Origin of the sequence: Archangium lansingense (assembly GCF_026626635.1) — a bacterium.
GTDB lineage: Bacteria > Myxococcota > Myxococcia > Myxococcales > Myxococcaceae > Archangium > Archangium lansingense.
In genome coordinates this window covers 2997282-3015098 of sequence record NZ_JAPNKA010000001.1, presented here as the reverse complement: position 1 = coordinate 3015098, position 17817 = coordinate 2997282, and the positions used below count along the sequence as shown (strand labels likewise).

12 protein-coding genes are annotated in these 17817 nt (G+C 68.6%); 5 read left to right on the top strand and 7 right to left on the bottom strand.

Annotated elements, in window-relative coordinates:
- Positions 1-68: 68 nt before the first annotated feature.
- From OV287_RS11995 to OV287_RS11970, 6 genes are all read right to left on the bottom strand, one after another.
- The gene (locus OV287_RS11995) at positions 69-1022 is read right to left on the bottom strand and encodes an RluA family pseudouridine synthase (protein ID WP_267534160.1); all 954 of its coding nucleotides are present in this window, start codon (positions 1020-1022) and stop codon (positions 69-71) included.
- Positions 1023-1032: 10 nt separating this feature from the next.
- Positions 1033-1713 carry a hypothetical protein gene (locus OV287_RS11990; protein WP_267534159.1) on the bottom strand — a complete coding sequence of 227 codons (681 nt, stop codon included), beginning with the start codon at positions 1711-1713 and terminating at the stop codon, positions 1033-1035.
- Complete coding sequence (locus OV287_RS11985; protein ID WP_267534158.1) at positions 1707-2768, bottom strand: TadE family protein; 1062 nt, start codon at positions 2766-2768, stop codon at positions 1707-1709. Before OV287_RS11985 ends, OV287_RS11990 begins: the two co-directional genes overlap by 7 nt.
- Positions 2768-4255, bottom strand: coding sequence for a Tad domain-containing protein (locus OV287_RS11980; protein WP_267534157.1), 1488 nt, complete (start codon positions 4253-4255; stop codon positions 2768-2770). The genes OV287_RS11985 and OV287_RS11980 overlap by 1 nt, the downstream gene beginning before the upstream one ends.
- Positions 4252-4989, bottom strand: a complete 738-nt coding sequence (locus OV287_RS11975) for a TadE/TadG family type IV pilus assembly protein (protein WP_267534156.1) — start codon at positions 4987-4989, stop codon at positions 4252-4254. Before OV287_RS11975 ends, OV287_RS11980 begins: the two co-directional genes overlap by 4 nt.
- A 122-nt stretch (positions 4990-5111) precedes the next feature.
- On the bottom strand, positions 5112-6056 hold the full coding sequence (locus tag OV287_RS11970; RefSeq protein WP_267534155.1) for a cysteine peptidase family C39 domain-containing protein: 945 nt from the start codon (positions 6054-6056) through the stop codon (positions 5112-5114).
- 134 nt (positions 6057-6190) lie between these two features.
- Here OV287_RS11970 and OV287_RS11965 point away from each other — a divergent pair, with 134 nt between their 5' ends.
- From OV287_RS11965 to OV287_RS11945, 5 genes are all read left to right on the top strand, one after another.
- On the top strand, positions 6191-8935 hold the full coding sequence (locus tag OV287_RS11965) for a serine/threonine-protein kinase (RefSeq protein WP_267534154.1): 2745 nt from the start codon (positions 6191-6193) through the stop codon (positions 8933-8935).
- Between the two features lie 193 nt (positions 8936-9128).
- Complete coding sequence (locus tag OV287_RS11960) at positions 9129-10487, top strand: sigma 54-interacting transcriptional regulator (protein WP_267542330.1); 1359 nt, start codon at positions 9129-9131, stop codon at positions 10485-10487.
- Positions 10488-10715: 228 nt separating this feature from the next.
- Positions 10716-12524, top strand: a complete 1809-nt coding sequence (locus OV287_RS11955; RefSeq protein ID WP_267534153.1) for a M4 family metallopeptidase — start codon at positions 10716-10718, stop codon at positions 12522-12524.
- Between the two features lie 55 nt (positions 12525-12579).
- Entirely contained in the window at positions 12580-13932 is a 1353-nt protein-coding gene (locus tag OV287_RS11950) for a glycoside hydrolase family 16 protein (RefSeq protein ID WP_267534152.1), read from the top strand.
- 136 nt (positions 13933-14068) lie between these two features.
- Complete coding sequence (locus OV287_RS11945; RefSeq protein ID WP_267534151.1) at positions 14069-15319, top strand: macrolide family glycosyltransferase; 1251 nt, start codon at positions 14069-14071, stop codon at positions 15317-15319.
- On the opposite strand, the gene OV287_RS11940 is transcribed toward OV287_RS11945, so the two are convergent.
- Positions 15304-17778 (bottom strand): beta-glucosidase, encoded by a 2475-nt coding sequence (locus tag OV287_RS11940; protein WP_267534150.1) that lies wholly within the window; start codon positions 17776-17778, stop codon positions 15304-15306. The two genes, OV287_RS11945 and OV287_RS11940, sit on opposite strands and share 16 nt — an antisense overlap.
- Positions 17779-17817: the final 39 nt, after the last annotated feature.

The window sequence follows — 17817 nt, the reverse complement described above, 5'->3', positions numbered from 1 at the left end:
CAATCTCCACGAGCCCACCCAGCCGGGCGCACGGTGCATCGTACCGTGCATCGAGCCGTCCCGTCCGCCTACCCCCGCCCCCCCTCCTCCAGCGGGCGGATGGTGCCCGAGGGAGCGGCAACACCCGCCGCCGCGAAGAAGCGCGCGAGGTCCTCCGGCACGGGAGCCTCGAACCGCACCAGCTTCCCCGTTCTCGGGTGCCCCAGCTCCAGCGCTTGTGCATGCAGCAGACACCGCGGAGCCGGAATCCCGCCCGCCTGCGCCGCTCCTCCGTAGCGCTTGTCCCCGAGAATCGGCGCACCCAACGCGGTCAGGTGCGCGCGCAACTGGTGCGTCCGCCCCGTCTGAGGCAGCAGCTCCACCAGGCAGAAGTCCTTCCCCGCGTGCAGCACGCGATACTCCGAGAGCGCGGGTATCCCATTCGCCGCGCGGGTCGCTCGCCAACGCCCCGGCCGGGACGGGTCCTTCGACAGCGGCAGATCAATGATGCCCTGTGACGGCAGTTCCACCGGCCCCACAGCGGCAAGGTAACGCTTGCGAGCCCGGCCCTCGCGGAACTCCTCCGCCAGCGCCGTTGTCGCCTGGGGCGTCTTGCCGAACACCGTCACCCCGGACGTCTCCCGATCCAACCGGTGCACCAACCCCGCGGGCCGCTTCAGGTGCTCGCCCACCCGGTCCACCAGGCTGTCCCCTACCCGTCCCTCCGTCGGCTGCGCAGTCATCCCCGCCGGCTTGTCCACCGCGATGACGTCCGCGTCCTCGTGGAGGATCCGCAACTCCAGCGCCGAGGCCGGCGCCGCCGCGAGCGGGCTCTGTCCACCCTCCTCCAGCACCACCGTCACCACCTGCCCCGCCGCCAGTCGCGTCCCCGCGTCCCGGCTCCGACGCCCGGCGACGTACACCGCTCCCACGCTCACCAGCCGCTCCGCCTCCTCGCGCGGGACACCCAGCTCCGCCGCCAGCGCCTCGCCTAGGGAACGGCCCGTGAGGGCGACTTCGACTCGGAAGGTGCGGCGCTTCATCCGCGGGTGACTACCGCGTTTCCGACTCGGGCTCCAGGGGCGGGAGGTCTCCGGCCGTCTTGAGGAAGACGACAACCTGAACCCATCCCCCTTCCTGCGAGAGCGACAACCGGAACTCCTGCTGCTGCCGACGGAACAACAGGGGCGACTCCTCCTTGAATCCGGCGTGGATGAGCCGCTCGCGATACCAGCCCCGCACCGCGTCCGCCTTCGCCGGAGCCCGATAGGTGAGCGTCCGAGCCCCCTCGAGGTCCGCGTAGAGGACATTCATTGCCCCGGCGTACACAGGAAGGGTACCGGGGGCCGCGGCCGGTTGGGACTCGCCCAACTGCGCCTGGCCGAGTACCACCGTCGTGAGCCCTCCGGCCTCGGGCGTGAGGATGACGGTGTACGAGGTGAAGGTCCGCGTATCCAGCGCGGTGAGGTGGGGCTCAGCAGCCAGCCGTGGCTGGTGGCGCTGGAGGTAGAAGCCGGCCTCGTCGAAGGCGGTAGCGAAGTGCTGGAGGAGCCGCTCCAGCCTCTCCCGAGAGGTGTACACGCGGATGCGGACGGGAATACCTCCCACGTTCATCTGGTCCGGCACGTCCACCGTGGACACCAGCCCTGGCACCTTCCACTGGAATGGCTCCCGGGACACCTCCGCGGGCGCCGTCGCCAGCAACAGCTCGAGCACCAGCAGAGAGCTCAGCATTCCTGCATCCCCAGGAAGCACCTGTTGGACCGGCGGCGATTGGGCGTCGGCTTGTGGTCCACACCGCCGGTGTTCCGCGGCCGATCCATTTCGTCCTGGGACTCGCCGCGGGGAGTGTCCCGCTCGATGTAGTCGTCCTCCTCGCCGCGGTAGCTCATGAAGAAGCCGCTCTCGTCGATGGGGCTCTGACCGACGAAGAACTCGGCGAACTCGGAGGCGTCGCGGCCGGCGGCGCGCCCGTTGTTGTCGAACACCTTCATGGCCGCGTAATAGAAGGCCTGGTTCTCCGAGCAGGGAACATCCGGCCGCTCGGGCTGAAGCGGACAGTGCCCACTCACCTCGGGGTCCGAGAAGCCGAAGTCTCCCAGCAGGATGCCGTAGCGGCCCTTGCAGGTGCCTCCCACGGCACGCCCCACTCCGCACGCCTTCATGCGCAGGCGCATGGAGTGCTTCTCCTCGAAGAACCCCCCCTGCCCCTCCAGGAAGCGGGAGGGCAACGTGGGAAGTCCCTCCAGGTGGGCCTCCGCGGAGCAGCTCATTCCCCCCAGGTTCTCGTAGACGCCATCGAGCACGCTGTCCGTGGGGTTCCCCACGTCCTGTCCAGGCGGAAAGGTGCCCCAGTTGCCGGGCTGGGGTGAACGCAGCGCCGGGCGCCGGCTGCGAGGAAGATCGAACTCCACCTCGTCGTCCTGGGCGCATCGCACCCGCATGTCCTCCACCCGGGTGAAGACCTGGGTCATGTGAGGGCGGGGCTTCGCGGTGGAGCTGCGTCCGTCGAAGTCACGGTAGCGCTCGCCGGCATTGGCCATCACCCGGGGGGCGATGGAGGAGAGGGCGCCGAAGTCACCGATGGACTCCTCTTGCTCCCTCATCCGATGCACCCGGAACGCCGTGCTGTCCCAGAGCGGAGAGACGGCCGCCTCGTGCACCTTGAGCGACAGGTAGCCCACCTCGGCGAAGTGGATGCCAAACATCACCACGGTGATGAAGACGAGCATGCACAGCGCCAGCTCCACCGTGGACTGACCCCGAGGGCCTCGGCGGGAGGCCCTCATCAGTGCACTCCCTTGTAGCCAGCCTGGATGAGCTGACGGTAGGCCTCGGCCGCGGGGCCTCCCACCGTGTCCGGGATGTCGGTGCCACCGCGCCGCAGGTCTCCCCCGCTGTCGATATCCGCGGAGACGAGGGTGGCACGCCAGAAGGGATTCCACAGGTTGGGCGGCTCATTCCAGCGTCCACGCCGGTGGTAGTAGGCCAGCCCGGTGGCGAGCGCGGACTGCATGCTGATGTCCGTGCCATTCGCCAGAACCAGGCCCTGGCTGTCGAACGTGCTGGCGCGCTCGGGGGTAAAGCGGAAGCGGAAGAGGAGGTTCCAGGGATCGCTCCTCGGGCCCCGCACCTTGTAGTCCCGCTGGGCGAGCGCGAAGAGCTTCGGCTGAGCCCAGAGGTTGCCCTCCGAGTCATCTCCCGTGTTGTACGTCATGCCGCCGATGAAGGTGCTCGGGCAGTTGACGCGCGGCTGACAGGACAACAGCGTGTGCCGGAACTGCTTCTCCATGCCCGGATCCGCGTCTCCGAGCCGCGGGCTGGCCGGCGTCCACCAGTGGTTGTCGCTCCCATCCTCGAGGTCGGTGGCCTTCACGCCGGCCGTGGCCCTCACGCGAAAGGGAGCACAGCCCGGGAAGGCGATCTCCACCAGGGCATGATCCTCGGCCCAGGTGAAGAACGTCTTGTCCGCCCGGCCGCCATGTCCGAGACCCGTCCCCCAATAGGCACTGCCACCGCCGTTGAGGATGCGCACACTGCCTCCCGCCGCGCCCAGCGCCCCCAGGATGCCCCTGTCTCCCACGAAGGAGGGCATGCCCTGGCGGCGGGTGATGAACTCGTAGCCCCGACTGGCCATGGCCATGTCCAGGGCATGACCGCTGCCTCCCGACGTGGCATGCACCAGCTCGTTCACGGACACCTGCGTGGCCCCCGCGCGCAGCTCATTCTTGTAGCGGCTGCCCTCGCTCGCCATGGACGCCAGCTGCGCCACGAACGAGGTATCTCCTCCAGAGACTTCCTGCTGCAGCCGGCCGAACATCTCGCCCTGCATGCTCGCCAGGTGCCCGCCGATGAGCTGGATGTTGTAGGCCTGCACACCGGCCCGGGCATCCAGGTCATGCCACCTGCGCTCGATCACCTCGTTCTGCTCGTCCAGCGCCGCCAGGGCATCGGCGGCGGCCGGGCAACCCGCTGCGGCCAGGCGCGCGGCGTTGAGGTTCGCGCGCATCATGCTCGTCCAGCTGGTGAGGCTAAGCACTCCGGTCATGGCCACCAGGTGCCCCGTCTGGGCGCGGCGCATGAGCGCGATGCTGTTGAAGGTGCGCGCGGTGGCCACCGCACTGCTGTAGGCAGCCAGGTCCGCGACGCTCTGGGCCTCCATCTTCTCGCGCACCTTCATGGAGAACGAGAGCGTGAGGCACACCATCACCGTGACCAGCAACATCGTCAGGCAGAAGAGCACCATCGCCTGGCCGCGGGTGCGATGGGCTCTCATAGGCCCTCCGGCGTGAGGGGACAGTTCTGGGTCCGGAAGTAGCGGGGACGCGCCGGCGTCATCATCCGCATGACGTAGCTGGCCTGGAGCGGAAAGACATACTCGTGGCGGGCGGCGCGCTCGAGCAGCTCCTGGCGGATGGCCACGTCGAGCGCGGGAGGAGCCCGGCCACCCCAGTGCGCCGTACGCGCTGGTTGGAGTGGATCCACCGAGGAGTACTCACGCAACCCGAGCTGGGCGAGGAACATCCGGCCCAGCACCCAGTTGGCGAAGGGGATGCGCATGGGGAACCAGAAGACGAGCCGCGCCTCCAACCGCACCACGTCGTCTAGACGGGCGTAGCGGTTCACGTCGTCGAAGGACTCTTCCTCATTCGCGGGGATGGCGGTGCGCAGCGGGCGCTCCCGAGCAATCCACACGATGGAGCCAGTGTGCCCCGCGTCCTGCCTGGCGTGATAGCGATTGTCCCGGTGGATGCGGAAGGCCGCCCCGAGCGCCGCCGGCGAGTCCGTCCGCGCAAAGACAGGCAGCAGCACCCCGAGCGCCGCATGTGTCATGGCCTCGCAGTCCCCGTGCTTCACGCTGCCCGTGCGCACCGCGCGGAACGCCGCGTACTCCGTCAGCGCCCGCGCCTGCAGCAGCAGGAAGAGCTGAAGCGTCCCCAGGAGGAGGAAGAGCGTCAACGGCAGCGTCAGCGCCGCCTCGACGGTCGCCTGGCCGGACTCTCTGCCCATGGGGCGCTTCCTACGACACATGGCGGCGCACTCTGAGTCGCTCCGGCCTCGAAATCCACACGTAATCAGGCCAGAGCTGTATTCTCTGAATTATCGGAATGTGAAAGGGATTCCTGTCCGACTCAGGAAGACTCACGCCCGAAGCGCGACGACTTGGAGCCACCGCCCGGGGTAGTGCCGAGCGCCTCCACGTTCTTGCCGGACTCCTGGGCCAGCACCGACTCGGGCGCGGTATCCTGCGCGTTTTCCACGATGAGCATGCCGCCGGCCTGGTGCTGGCTGCGCCCCGAGTCCATGGCCTTGTTCAGCTCCTCGGGCTTCACGAAGTAGCTGGAGCCGTTCCCCGGGTCCTTCACCATGTAGCGGCCCTTGTCGTCCATGCCGTCGATGACGACCCAGTGCGCCTTACCGGCCTCCTTCGCGTTCCCCTTGGTGGAGATCTCATTGGAGTCCACCATGGCCACGGCCTTGCCGCCGTTCTTCAGGGCCCCGTCCAGCGCCCCCTTGTCCAGCTTGGAGTCGCCGCGCTTCACCGCCATGCCCTCGTGCGCCAGCATGTCGGACAGCTGCTTGGGCGTGGTGCCCTCCTTCGTGGCGAAGCGCGAGTCCAGCTCGTCCATCAACTGCGCGTCGGACACCGCCTCCTTGCCGCCCTTGGCCTTCGTCAGCATGGCCACCGTCGCCGCGCCACAGTTGGCGTCCTCGGTCTGCTGGAGCACGGGCGTGGAGCTGCCCCACTTGCCCTTCTCGAGCTGATCGTCGGCCACCACGTTGCGCGTCTCGTTGACCGAGTTGGCCAGGTCCTTCAGCGACTTCGTCTCCAGCGGGGCCAGTTCCTCCAGCTCCGGGGCAATCGCCTGAACCACATCCGCGAACTTCGCCTCCCACTGCTGCTGGGCCTTGGAGACCTGCTCGAAGACGTCGGCGCTGCCCGGAATGGCCGGGCTCGGCGTGCTGGCCGCCGGAGACGGCGTGGGAGACGTGGGGGCCTGGACCCTAGACTCCGAGGGAAGCTCCAGCGCCCGGGGGAGCGCAGCACCCACCTTCGAGAACAATTTCACGCTCATCTCAAAGCCCACCTGAAGTTGGAAAACCAAGAAGCTTGCGTATTTATCGACGCGTGTCGTCAGATGTTTCTTCGGACGCCGCACAATGTAGCACTTTTGCAAAGAAGCGGTCTAGGTGGAATCCTGGGAATCTCATGAGAGACCCGAAGAGCCGGAGCAAAGGGAAGGGAACGCGCGAGTCGGCGCCGAATACTGGCCGGTCCCGGTCCCAGCGAATCCGGGCGCCGGAGGACGTCCCGCCCGTCTCACAGGTAGGGCGCTACCTCCTATTGGAGCGGCTGGGCCAAGGCGGCATGGGGGTGGTGTACGCGGCGTTCGATCCGGATCTGGATCGAAAGGTGGCCCTCAAACTGCTCCAGACGGAGGGGCAGATCATCTCGGAGACGGCGCGGGCTCGGCTGCTGCGCGAGGCGCAGGCCATGGCGCGGGTATCCCACCCCAACGTCATCCCCATCTTCGACGTGGGCGTGTGGGGCGATCAGGTGTTCCTCGCCATGGAGCTGGCGGATGGGGGCACGCTGAGCGGCTGGTTGGAGGAGGAGCACTCCTGGCGCGAGGTGCTGGAGCAGTTTCTGGCCGCGGGACGGGGACTGCAGGCGGCGCATGAGGCGGGGCTGGTGCACCGGGACTTCAAGCCCGCCAACGTGCTGGTGAGCCAGGCCGGCCGCGTCTACGTCACCGACTTCGGCCTGGCCCTGCAGGTGGGGGCGTCGACGCGGGACGACGACCTGTCCGAGGAGGCTCGGGAGTTGATGACGCCCGAGCGCCGGTTGCTGGAGACCTCGCTTACCCAGACGGGCGTGGTGATGGGCACGCCCAACTACATGTCCCCGGAGCAGTACCAGGGGCGCGAGCTGGACTCCCGCTCGGACCAGTTCAGCTTCTGCGCGGCGCTGTACTGGGGCCTCTACCGCAAGCGCGCCTTCGAGTCCTCGCGCATGCGGGCGTTCGCGACCTCGCGCTCGAAGGAGCTGGCGGATCGCACCGAGCCCATGGAGCCGGAGGTCATCCCCACGGACCTCATCCAGGAGCCGCCGAAGGACAAGAAGGTGCCCGCCTGGGTGCGGCAGGCGCTGATGCGCGGGTTGGCGCTCGACCCCGCGGCGCGCTTCCCCTCCATGAAAGAGCTGCTGGAGGCGCTGTCGCAGGAGCAGCGGCGCGTGAAGCGACAGCGGTGGGTGGTGGCGGCGGCGACGGCGGCGGTGGGCCTGGCGGTGGTGGGAGGCACGGCGTACCGGCAGTCCCAGGCCTGTGCGGGCGTGGGAGAGCTGATGGCCGGAGTGTGGGAGCCGGCAACGCGAAGCAAGCTGGAGGCGGCCTTCCTCGCCACCGGCAAGCCCTTCGCCAAGGAGACGGCCTCGCGCGTCTCGCAGGTGCTGGACGAGTACGCGTCCGCGTGGACACGGCAGCGCACCGAGGCGTGCGAGGCCACGCGCGTGCACGGGGTACAGCCCGAGGAATTGCTGTCACGGCGAGTGGTGTGCCTGGAGCGGCGGCGCAAGGACCTGGGAGCCCTGGTGGGGCTGCTGGCCGAAGGGGACGCGGCGCTGGTGGAGAAGGCACTGGACGCGGCGCACGCGCTGCCCGCGTTGCAGGAGTGCGCGGACGTGGAGTCGCTCTCCGAGCAGCAGCGGCTGCCGTCGGATCCATCGAAGCGCGCCGACATCGCCCGGCTCGAGGAGCGGCTCTCCGGGGTGAAGGCCATGGTGGATGCCGGCCGCTACCCGGTGGCGCTGGAGAAGGCTCGCGAGCTGGAGGTGCCGGTGCTGGCCACCGGGCACCTGCCGCTGGTGGCTGAGTTGCGCTACCACCAGGGCTGGCTCCAGGAGCAGCTGGGCGAGCCCGCCGAGGCCTCGAAGCTGCTGTCGCAGGCCGTCTACGACGCCGAGGCAGGACGGGCGGACCGGCTGAAGGTCTCCATCCTCAACAAGCTGCTCTTCGTGGAGGACGGGCAGCAGCACTTCGATCAGGCGGCGGACTGGGCCGGGCTGGCCGGAGCCACGCTGAAGCGCCTGGGTGGCGAGCCGCTGCTGGAGAGCGACGTGCTCGTGAACCGGGCCAACCTGGCGATCTCCCAGGAGCGGCTCGCGGAGGCGCGCGCGCTGCTGGAGCAGGCGCGGCAGATCCACGAGAAGGTGCTGCCCGCGGGCCACCCGAAGCGGGCGCGTACCACCTTCCTGCTGGGGCGCGTGATGCGAGACATGGGCGAGTACGCCCAGGCCCTGGCCCTGCTGGAGGTGGCACTGAAGCAGACCGAGGCCTCGGTGGGCCCGATGCACCCGGACATGGCGCGGCGCCACGTCATGATGTCCTGGACCCTGCGGGACATGGGAAAGCACGAACGGGCGCTGGAGCATGCGCGCGCGGCGAACAGCATCCGCGAGGCCACTTTCGGCAAGGACAGCCTGCCGACCGCGGAGACCCTGGACGAGGTGGGCATGTGCCTGCTGGAGCTCAAGCGCTACGAGGAGGCGCTGACGGTCTATCAGGAGGCACTCGCGGCCAAGCGCAAGGCGCTGCCCCCCGAGGACGAGCTGCTCCAGTACTCCTATGACGGCGTGGGACAGGCGCTGCTGGGACTGGGACGGGCCCAGGAGGCGATCGAGCCGCTGAAACAGGCGATCACCTTCACCTCGGCGGGAGACGATGTGCTGGCAGTATCGGGCTTCGCCCTGGCCCGTGCGCTCTGGGTATCTGGCCAGCAGCCGGAGGCGCGCGCCGAGGCGGCTCGGGCCCGCGAGCACTTCACGAAGGCCGAGCTGGCGCCGCGCGTGTCCGAGGTGGACACCTGGCTCGAGTCCCTCCCGAAGGAGGAGCCCAAGAAGGAGCCGACCAAGCGCCGTCCGAAGCGAGCCACCCGCCGCCCCGCGCGACTCTAATTGTGTTGCGCATGCACCCTCTCCCTTTGGGAGAGGGCGGGGGGTGAGGGTCGTGCCCTACGTGTTTCCACCCGGTCCGCCATGGGGGAAACCCTCACCCTAACCCTCTCCCAAAGGGAGAGGGGATATCCACGGGCACCTGCACAGTGACAAGGCGTGTCGCGTGACCGGTGAGCGTGGTAGCGTCCACCCCGTGGCGGCGTCGCACGACGAAGACGAGAACTCGGGAGCAACAGCGACTCTGCACCGGGCCGGTCCTGGCCGAGTGCGGCTGAAGCTGCTGGTGCTCTCTGGCGCGGAACAAGGTCGCAGCTATTCGCTCGAGCGTGGCGAGTACACGGTGGGCAAGGCCCCCTCGTGTGACGTCGTCCTGAGCGACAAGACCATCTCGCGGCAGCACCTGAAACTGCAGGTGCACGAAGAGCACGTGCTCGCGGTGGACCTGGACTCGCGCAACGGCTCCTTCTGCGAGGGGCTGCGCTTCTCCCAGCTCGAGCTGCGCGCCGGGAGCGTCATCACCCTGGGCACCACCGAGCTCAAGCTGGTGCCAGAAGACACTCGGGAGCGCTCGCTGCTGCTCTCGTCGCGCGAGAGCTTCGGCGCCCTGGTGGGCAACAGCCGCAAGATGCGCGAGGTCTTCACCCTGCTGGAGCGCATGGCGCCCGGCGGCTCGGACGTGCTCATCCAGGGCGAGACGGGCACCGGCAAGGAGCTGTGCGCCGAGGCACTCCACCAGGAGAGCCGGCGCGGCAAGGGGCCCTTCGTCATCGTGGACCTGGCGGGCATTGCCCCCTCGCTCATCGAGTCGGAGCTCTTCGGTCACGTGAAGGGGGCCTTCACCGGCGCCCAGAGCGACCGCGCCGGAGCCTTCGAGCGAGCCAGCGGCGGCACCGTCTTCCTCGATGAGGTGGGCGAGCTGCCTTTGGATTTGCAGCCCAGGCTGCTGCGCGTGCTGGAGCGCCGGCAGGTGAAGCGGGTGGGCGCCAACGACTACCGCACGGTGGACATGCGGGTGGTGGCGGCGACGCACGTGGACCTGGAGGGCGCGGTGAAGGAGGGGAAGTTCCGTCGCGACCTGTTCCACCGGCTCGCCGTGCTGCGCGTCACGCTGCCGCCCCTGCGCGAGCGGCCCGAGGACATTCCCCTGCTCGTCGACGCGGTGCTGGGACGGATGGGCAAGCCGCCCAGCGCGCTGTCGGCGCAGACGCGGGCGCTGCTCTCCCAGTACCCGTGGCCGGGCAACGTGCGCGAGCTGCGCAACGTGGTGGACCAGGTGGTGAACCTCGGCGAGGAGGCCCTCCCGGAGATGCCCCCGCTTCCCGGTGGGGGTGAATCAGGCGAGCCGCGCACCACCACGGCCGAGCTGGAGCTGCCCTTCAAGGAGGCCAAGGAGCGCCTCATCGAGGGCTTCGAGCGCGACTACCTCAAGAGCCTCATCGAGCGCTGCGAGGGCAACATCTCCCGCGCCTCGCGCGAGGCCGGCATCGACCGCGTCTACCTGCGCAAGCTGCTGCGCAAGCACGGGCTCGAGGACCGGGACGGCGGCGCTTGAGGTGGTGACACCCGTCACCATCCCGTGACAGCAGTCACCAGGAGGAACACGGCCCGGCGTGGTGACGTCTGTCACCAGCTCCGGCGGTGCCGTGCGGGCAGGACGTGTGAAATCAAGGACTTCGAGCTCGGGTGGCCATGATGCGGCGCATGGCACACATCCTGCTCTTCCCTGCGCACGATACCCATACAGGGTCCACGCTTCCTACCCGAATACGAAGGCACCGCCATGCAGATCTCCACCCGCGCCCAGAAGCCGTCCGTTGGCTCCACGCAATCCCTCGCCCGTGAGTCCGCGGTGTCCACACTGAAGGGCCAGGCGCGTCCCGCCTCGGGTTTCGAGTCGGCCTCGAGCTTCGCGCCGGCCAGCGCGCGCAACACGGTGGCGCTCACCGCGCAACAGGCCGCAGCCCCCCGCCCCACCGGCCCCCTGGCGCTGAGCAGCCCGCAGGCCCAGGCCGCCATCCAGAAGTCGCTCGACTTCCTCCAGCAGCAGACGGGCTCCCTGGCCCGCGGCGTGGCGCCCGGCGCCGGTATCTCCAAGTCCGTCACGCCCCGCTCCGTCGAGCGTGACGCACTGGGCATGACGCACGTGCGCCTGGATCGCACGCACGAGGGCGTGAAGGTCTTCGGCGAGCAGCTCATCAGCCACCTCGACGCTCAGGGCAAGGTGTCGGGCCTCACCGGCAACGTCTCCACCATCCCCGCCGGGCTGGGCTCGGAGCCGGTGAAGCTGTCGGCCAACGACGCGCTGGCCATCGCCCAGAAGGACTTCGCCGACAAGACGGACCGCGCGCCCACCGCCGAGCGCGTCGTCTTCCAGGGCAAGGACGGCAGCTACCACTCCGCCTACCACGTGGAGCTCACTCACACGAAGGGCCTCGAGGGCAACGAGCGCCCCCGGCGGATGAACTACCTGGTGGACGCCAACAGCGGCGAGATGCTCACGAGCTTCAACCAGATGGGCGGCATCGAGCTGCCCCAGGCCCGGGCCGGTAGCACCACGGGTAGCGCCACGCCGGCGCCCGCTCCCACCACGCCGACCACGCCTGGCACGCCGGCCACGGGCAAGACGGATGACACCAGCCTCTACAGCGGCAAGGTGGAGCTCTCCACGACGAAGAACAAGGACGGCACCTTCAGCCTCGAGGACGCCAGCCGCGGCAAGGGCGTGGTGACGCTCGACGCGCAGAACAAGGAGCAGGCCAGCAGGCCGGTGAAGATCACCGACAAGAACGACGTGTGGGGCGAGTCGACGGACCCCACGCGCAACAAGGCCGCGGTGGACGCGCACTACGGCGCGCAGATGACGTACGACTTCATCAAGGACGTGCTCGGCCGCGACTCGCTGGACGGCAAGGGCGAGAAGCTCGTGTCCAACGTGCACATCAGCAACAACTTCGTGAACGCGTACTGGGACGGCACGCAGATGAACTACGGCGACGGCGACGGGAAGACCGCCGGCCCGCTCACCACGCTGGACATCGCCGGCCATGAGATTGCCCACGGCCTCACCGAGCGCACCGCGGGCCTCATCTACGAGGGCGAGTCCGGCGGCCTCAACGAGGCGATGAGCGACATCATCGGCTCGGGCGTGGAGTGGTACGCCGCGCAGAAGAACAAGGCCGTGGAGTTCGACTGGAAGGTGGGCGAGGACGCCTGGACGCCGGCCAACGGCAACGGGGACGCACTGCGCTACATGGACGACCCGACCAAGGACGGCTACTCCGTGGACAACTACAAGAACTACCCGAAGCAGACGGAGGTGCACGGCTCCAGCGGTATCGCCAACAACGCCTTCTACCTGCTGGCCAACGGCGGCAAGAACCGCACCTCCGGCCTCGAGGTGAAGGACGGCATCGGGATGGAGAAGGGGCTGAAGGTCTTCTCCCGCGCCCTGGAGCACTACATGACGCCCAAGACGACCTTCGCTGAGGCCCGCCAGGCCACCCTTCAGGCCGCCACGGACCTGTACGGCGCCAACTCGGCCGAAGCGAAGAAGGTGCAGGAGAGCTGGACCGCAGTAGGCGTGAACTGAGTCACTCATCCATGGGCGTGGAGCGCTTCGCCCGAATCACAAACAGGAAAAAGACATGAACCGAAACAACGTCATTTCGCGCCTTCTGGCCGCGAGCTGTCTCGTCGCGCTCGCAGGCTGTGCACCCGACCTCGTGGAGCAGGAGACCGAGGCACTCGGAATCCGAGAGCAGGCGGAGCTGGGCTACAACCCGGGAGCCGGCTGGAACCTCGTGTGGCAGGACGAGTTCGACGGAACGAGCCTGAACACCAACAACTGGACCGTCCTGACAAGCAATTGGGACCCTGTCACCAACAACTGCAACTTCGGCACGGGCGAGCTGGAGTTCCCCCGGGCGCAGAACGTCACGGTGGGCGGCGGCAAGCTCGTCCTCACGGCGGAGCGCACGAGCGACAACCCGGTGGACTCGCGATGCACGGGTTATGGCCCGCGCTCGTTCTACTCCGGCCGCATTCACACCAAGGGCAAGGTGGAGCGGCAGTACGGGAAGATCGCCGCCAGCATCAAGATTCCCTCCGGGTACGGCATGTGGCCGGCGTTCTGGACGCTGGGCGCCAACATCTCCGGAGCCGGGTGGCCGGGCTGCGGGGAGATCGACATCCTGGAGTGGACCTCCAATGAGCCCACGTGGATGAAGTCCGCCACGCATTGGTACAACGGCGGGCAGGCGGACTGGGGCACGGGCCAGAGCGGCGGCTACAACCTGGCCGACTCCTTCCACACCTACGAGGTGGAGTGGACGGCCAGCAGCATGGTGTTCCGGCTGGACGGGAACATCGTGGGCGGCACGTACTACCACAACGAGACCGAGTTCCAGCAGCCGCACTACCTCATCCTGAACCTGGCGCTCGGCGGGAACTGGTACGGCAACCCGAGCCCCGCCAGCATCGCGCTGCCCGCGGGCACGAAGAAGACGATGGAGGTGGAGTGGGTGCGCTGGTACCAGCAGGGCGGCTCCAGCGGCGTCTCGCTCACCAACCCGGGCTTCGAGTCGGGGATGACGGGCTGGGCCACCTGGAGCCCCAACGGCACCGAGGCCGCGGACCTCTCCGAGACGTACAACGGCGGGCACTCCGGCGCGTACCACCTGACGCACTGGAACAACGCGTCGCCGTTCGAGGTGTGGACGTACCAGACCCGCACGGGGCTCGCGACGGGCAACTACAAGGTCCGCGCGTGGGTGCGCAAGGGAGGCGGCTTCGACCTCGCGCGCCTCCAGGCGAAGACGTGCGGCTCCTGCGGGCCTGTCTTCACGGACCTGGGCACGTACGGCAACTGGACGCTGGTGGAGACGCCCGCCATCTACGTCTCTGGCGGCAACCTGGAGCTGGGCTTCCACACCCGCGCCAGCGCGGGCAACTCGGGCAACTACATCCACATGGACGATGTGGAGCTGATTCGCCTGTGATGTAGCTCCGCCCCCGCCCTCTCTCCGGAGACGGCGGGGGTTTCACAACCGGAAGTCCGAGAGGGCTGCGCACCCGCCCCGGCGACGATAGATATCCGCATCTCGTCTCCTGGCACCTCCTTCCCGCACAGCCCCCATGAAATTCCTCTTCTTCCCCATGCAGGCCCACGGCCACGTCAACCCGATGCTCCCGCTCATCCAGGAGCTGGTCTCCCGGGGAGACGAGGTCATCGTCTATGTGACGCGTGAGTTCGAGGCGGCCGTCCGTAACGCCGGAGCCTCGCCCCGGTTGCTCGATGATGCGCTCGCCGTTCCCAGCACCGTCTCGGTCCTACCGGGCGCGGGAGGCGCACCCTCGATGATGCAGATGATGCCGGTGCTGCTAGGCATCATGCGCAAGAGCCTGCGTGAGGCCCCCAGGGTAGTGGAGCGGGCGCGGACAGAGCAGGCGGACTGCATCGTCTACGACCCGATGTCCGTCTGGGGCCGTGCCGCCGCCGCGAAGCTGCAACTGCCGGCGGCCATCTTCCAAACAAGCTTCGCGCTGAGCCACTCTCCAACGATCCAGCAGGAGATGCGCAAGGGGATGAAGGGCGTTCCGCCCCCGCGAGCCCTGCTGGCCATCGGTCGGCTGTTGTTGACCTCGGAGGTGATGCACTGGCGCCACGGGATGCCGCGCATGAGCCTCGGGTCGGCGTTCACGTCCGTCGAAGACCTGAACATCATCCCCGTCCCTCGGAAGTACCAGCCCGATGCCGAGAGCTTCGACGAGCGCTTCCTCTTCGTCGGCCCGTCCGTGCTGTCGCGCAACGACCGGGGAGACTTCCCGCTCGAGCAGCTCGACGGCAAGCCCGTGCTGCTCATCTCGCTGGGCACCACGCCCATCAACCAGCAGCCCGGCTTCTACAAGGCCTGCTTCGAGGCTTTCCGCGATACCCGCTGGCAGGTGGTGATGGCCTGCGGCAAGGGCCTGGACCCGGCCACGCTCGGCCCGGCACCGTCCAACATCCTCGTGCGCCAGCGCGTGCCCCAACTCGAGGTGCTCGAGCGCGCCCGCGTCTTCCTCACCCATGGCGGCATGAACTCCACCATGGAGGGTCTCTGGCATGGCGTGCCGCTGGCCGTCTTCCCGCAGTTCGGGGACCAGCCGTTCAATGCCGCGCGCGTGAGCGGGCTCGGACTCGGCGCCACGCTCTCCGCCCAGGACGCCCTGAACCCGAAGGCGCTGCGTGAGGCCATCGAGCGCCTCGACACGGACCCGAGCTACCGCTCGCGCCTCTCGGAGTTCCAGAGGGAGTTCCGGGAAGCGGGAGGCCACCGTCGCGCGGCGGATGCACTCCAGCAGTACGCCACCACCCGCCGTGGCCCGCGTCAGAAGGCGGCCTGACTCCTCTCCAGCGGCTGCACCCAGTCCCGCTGGAGGGTGAAGGCAGCGCGGGCGCGAAGGTCTCGCGAGGAGCTCCCCACGAGCACCTCGAAGCGGCCCGCCTCGGCGACCCAAGCGGCCCGAGCGTCATCGAAGTACGCGAGCGCACGCATCCCGAGCGTCAGCGTCACGGTCTTCGTCTCGCCGGGCCGCAGGTCGACCTTGCAGAAGCCCTTCAGCTCCTTCTCGGGGCGCGGCAAGCTCGCCCGCTCGTCGCGCACGTAGAGCTGCACAACCTCCTGCCCCGCTCGCTGCCCGGTGTTCGTCACGTCGAGCGTCACCGTCAGCGTGTCACCGGGCTGAAGGGACTCGGCGCTCATGCGGAGGCCGCCGTACGCAAAGGTCGTGTAGGACAGGCCGAAGCCGAACGGGAACAGCGGGGCGATGTTCTTCGTGTCGTGGTGGCGGTATCCGACGAAGAGGCCCTCGCCGTAGCGCACCTTGCCGTTCCCACCGGGGTAATGGGCATGGGCGGCGTTGTCCTCCAGCCGCACGGGGAAGGTCTGCGGGAGACGGCCGGAGGGATCGGCCGCACCGAAGAGCACATCAGCGATGGCGTTGCCGGCCTCCTGCCCGGGATACCAGGCCTGCAGCACGCCCGCGACCTTGTCCAACCACGGCAGGGAGACGGGCGAGCCCGTCTGCAGCACCACCACGGTGTTGGGATTGGCGCTCGCCACCCGTTCGATCAGCTCGTTCTGGCGGCCCACCAGCTCCATGTGAGAGCGGTCCTGCCCTTCCGAGTCCCACTCTCCGTTGTGACCCACGAACACCAGGGCCACGTCACAGGAGGCGGCAAGCTGCGCGGCACGCTCGAGGTGCTCGGTGCCCAGCGGCAGGGTGACGCCCGCGCGCACGGCCCGGAGACCCATGACGCCCTCCGCGGGGGTGGCGTACTCGATGGTCACGTCATACGCATGGCCGACCTGGAGGCGCAGCGTCCCGGTGGCCTCCTGGCTGCCAGCGCCGAAGTAGGTCTCGCCCTGCTTCCACGCCCCCCAGTTGTCCACGACGAGCTGCCCATTCACGAACAGCCGGCTGAGGCCCGCGCTGACCAGGCCGAAGTGGTGCTCACCGTCCTCGACGGGAGTGAAGCGCGTGGACAGGCGCGCGGAGAAGCTGTCGGCGTTGACGCCCGGCGCGGGCTCGGTGGACCACATCACCTCTGCCTGGGCCACGCTGGGACCGGACACCGCCTCGCCCGAGAGGTCGCGGTTGCTGAAGTACTCGGCGGAGAGCTGCCCTTGCAGCAGGGGCAGCAGCTTGTGGTTCGAGCAACCCGCCTCGTACGCGAGCTCGACACCCTCGCCGAGCTGAGCCTGGATGCCCTCGTAGGGGCTGACACGGTAGTGCGCGTTCACCTGCGCGCTGCCGCCTCCCATGATCTGCGCGGTCTGGACGTTCGGGCCGATGAGGGCGAGCTTCTTCAGCTGCTTCGGGTCGAGCGGCAGCACGCCGTCGTTCTTGAGCAGTACGGTGCCTTCCACACCCGCGCGACGAATGAGGGCGCGGTGCTCGGGCCGGTCGATGGCCTGTTCCTCGGCGGGCGCGGGGCGCTCGAAGGCCCCGACGCGGGTGAGGAGGCGCAGCACGCGCCGGGCACTGTCCTGGAGGGTCTCGGCGTGGACCTCGCCCGCGCGGACAGCCTCGAGCAGCTTCTGGCCCCGGTGTTTCGTCGGGCCAGGCATCTCCAGGTCGAGCCCCGCGTTCACGGATTCCACCGTGGTGTGCGTGGCGAACCAGTCGGACATCACCACGCCATCGAAGCCCCACTCGCGCTTGAGGATGTCCGTCAGCAGGCGCCTGTTCTCGCTGGCAAACGTGCCGTTCAGCTTGTTGTAGGCGCACATGACCGCCCAGGTGCGCGCCTCCTTCACGGCCGCCTCGAAGGGAACGAGGTAGAGCTCGCGCAGGGCCCGCTCGTCGATCTCGGAGCTGATGGACATGCGCTCGAACTCCGACTCGTTGCCCACGTAGTGCTTGACGGTGGCGCCCACGCCCTCGCCCTGCACACCCTGGATGTAGGCGACACAGACCTGGGCGGACAGGAAGGGGTCCTCGGAGTAGCACTCGAAGTTGCGGCCGTTCTGGGTGGAGCGGTGCAGGTTCACGGTGGGCGCGAGCAGCACCCGTGCGCCCTTGGAGTGCGCTTCCTGGCCGAGCGCCTGGCCCACCTGCGCGACGAGCGCCGTGTTCCAAGTGGACGCGAGGGAGATGGCCACGGGGAAGGAGGCGGCCTTCACACCGCCCACGAGACTGCCGCCGCCGCGTGCGCCGTTGGGGCCATCACTGACCTTGATGGCGGGGATGCCGAGCCGCTCCACGGGAACGGTCATCCAGAAGGAGGCGCCAGCCAGGAGCGAGACCTGCTCCTCGAGGGTCATGGCGTTCAGGAGCGTGTCGATGTGCTGCTCGTTCATGGTGGACTCCGTGAAGGTGGTGCCCTCGTCACATTCGGA

What these genes read in the sequence shown, in the direction of transcription:
- OV287_RS11970 (WP_267534155.1), bottom strand. Translation starts at nt 6,056, where the DNA reads ATGAGCGTGAAATTGTTCTCGAAGGTGGGTGCTGCGCTCCCCCGGGCG.
- OV287_RS11940 (WP_267534150.1), bottom strand. Translation starts at nt 17,778, where the DNA reads ATGAACGAGCAGCACATCGACACGCTCCTGAACGCCATGACCCTCGAG.
- OV287_RS11950 (WP_267534152.1), top strand. Translation starts at nt 12,580, where the DNA reads ATGAACCGAAACAACGTCATTTCGCGCCTTCTGGCCGCGAGCTGTCTC.
- OV287_RS11975 (WP_267534156.1), bottom strand. Translation starts at nt 4,989, where the DNA reads ATGGGCAGAGAGTCCGGCCAGGCGACCGTCGAGGCGGCGCTGACGCTG.
- OV287_RS11995 (WP_267534160.1), bottom strand. Translation starts at nt 1,022, where the DNA reads ATGAAGCGCCGCACCTTCCGAGTCGAAGTCGCCCTCACGGGCCGTTCC.
- OV287_RS11965 (WP_267534154.1), top strand. Translation starts at nt 6,191, where the DNA reads ATGAGAGACCCGAAGAGCCGGAGCAAAGGGAAGGGAACGCGCGAGTCG.
- OV287_RS11955 (WP_267534153.1), top strand. Translation starts at nt 10,716, where the DNA reads ATGCAGATCTCCACCCGCGCCCAGAAGCCGTCCGTTGGCTCCACGCAA.
- OV287_RS11980 (WP_267534157.1), bottom strand. Translation starts at nt 4,255, where the DNA reads ATGAGAGCCCATCGCACCCGCGGCCAGGCGATGGTGCTCTTCTGCCTG.
- OV287_RS11945 (WP_267534151.1), top strand. Translation starts at nt 14,069, where the DNA reads ATGAAATTCCTCTTCTTCCCCATGCAGGCCCACGGCCACGTCAACCCG.
- OV287_RS11990 (WP_267534159.1), bottom strand. Translation starts at nt 1,713, where the DNA reads ATGCTGAGCTCTCTGCTGGTGCTCGAGCTGTTGCTGGCGACGGCGCCC.
- OV287_RS11985 (WP_267534158.1), bottom strand. Translation starts at nt 2,768, where the DNA reads ATGAGGGCCTCCCGCCGAGGCCCTCGGGGTCAGTCCACGGTGGAGCTG.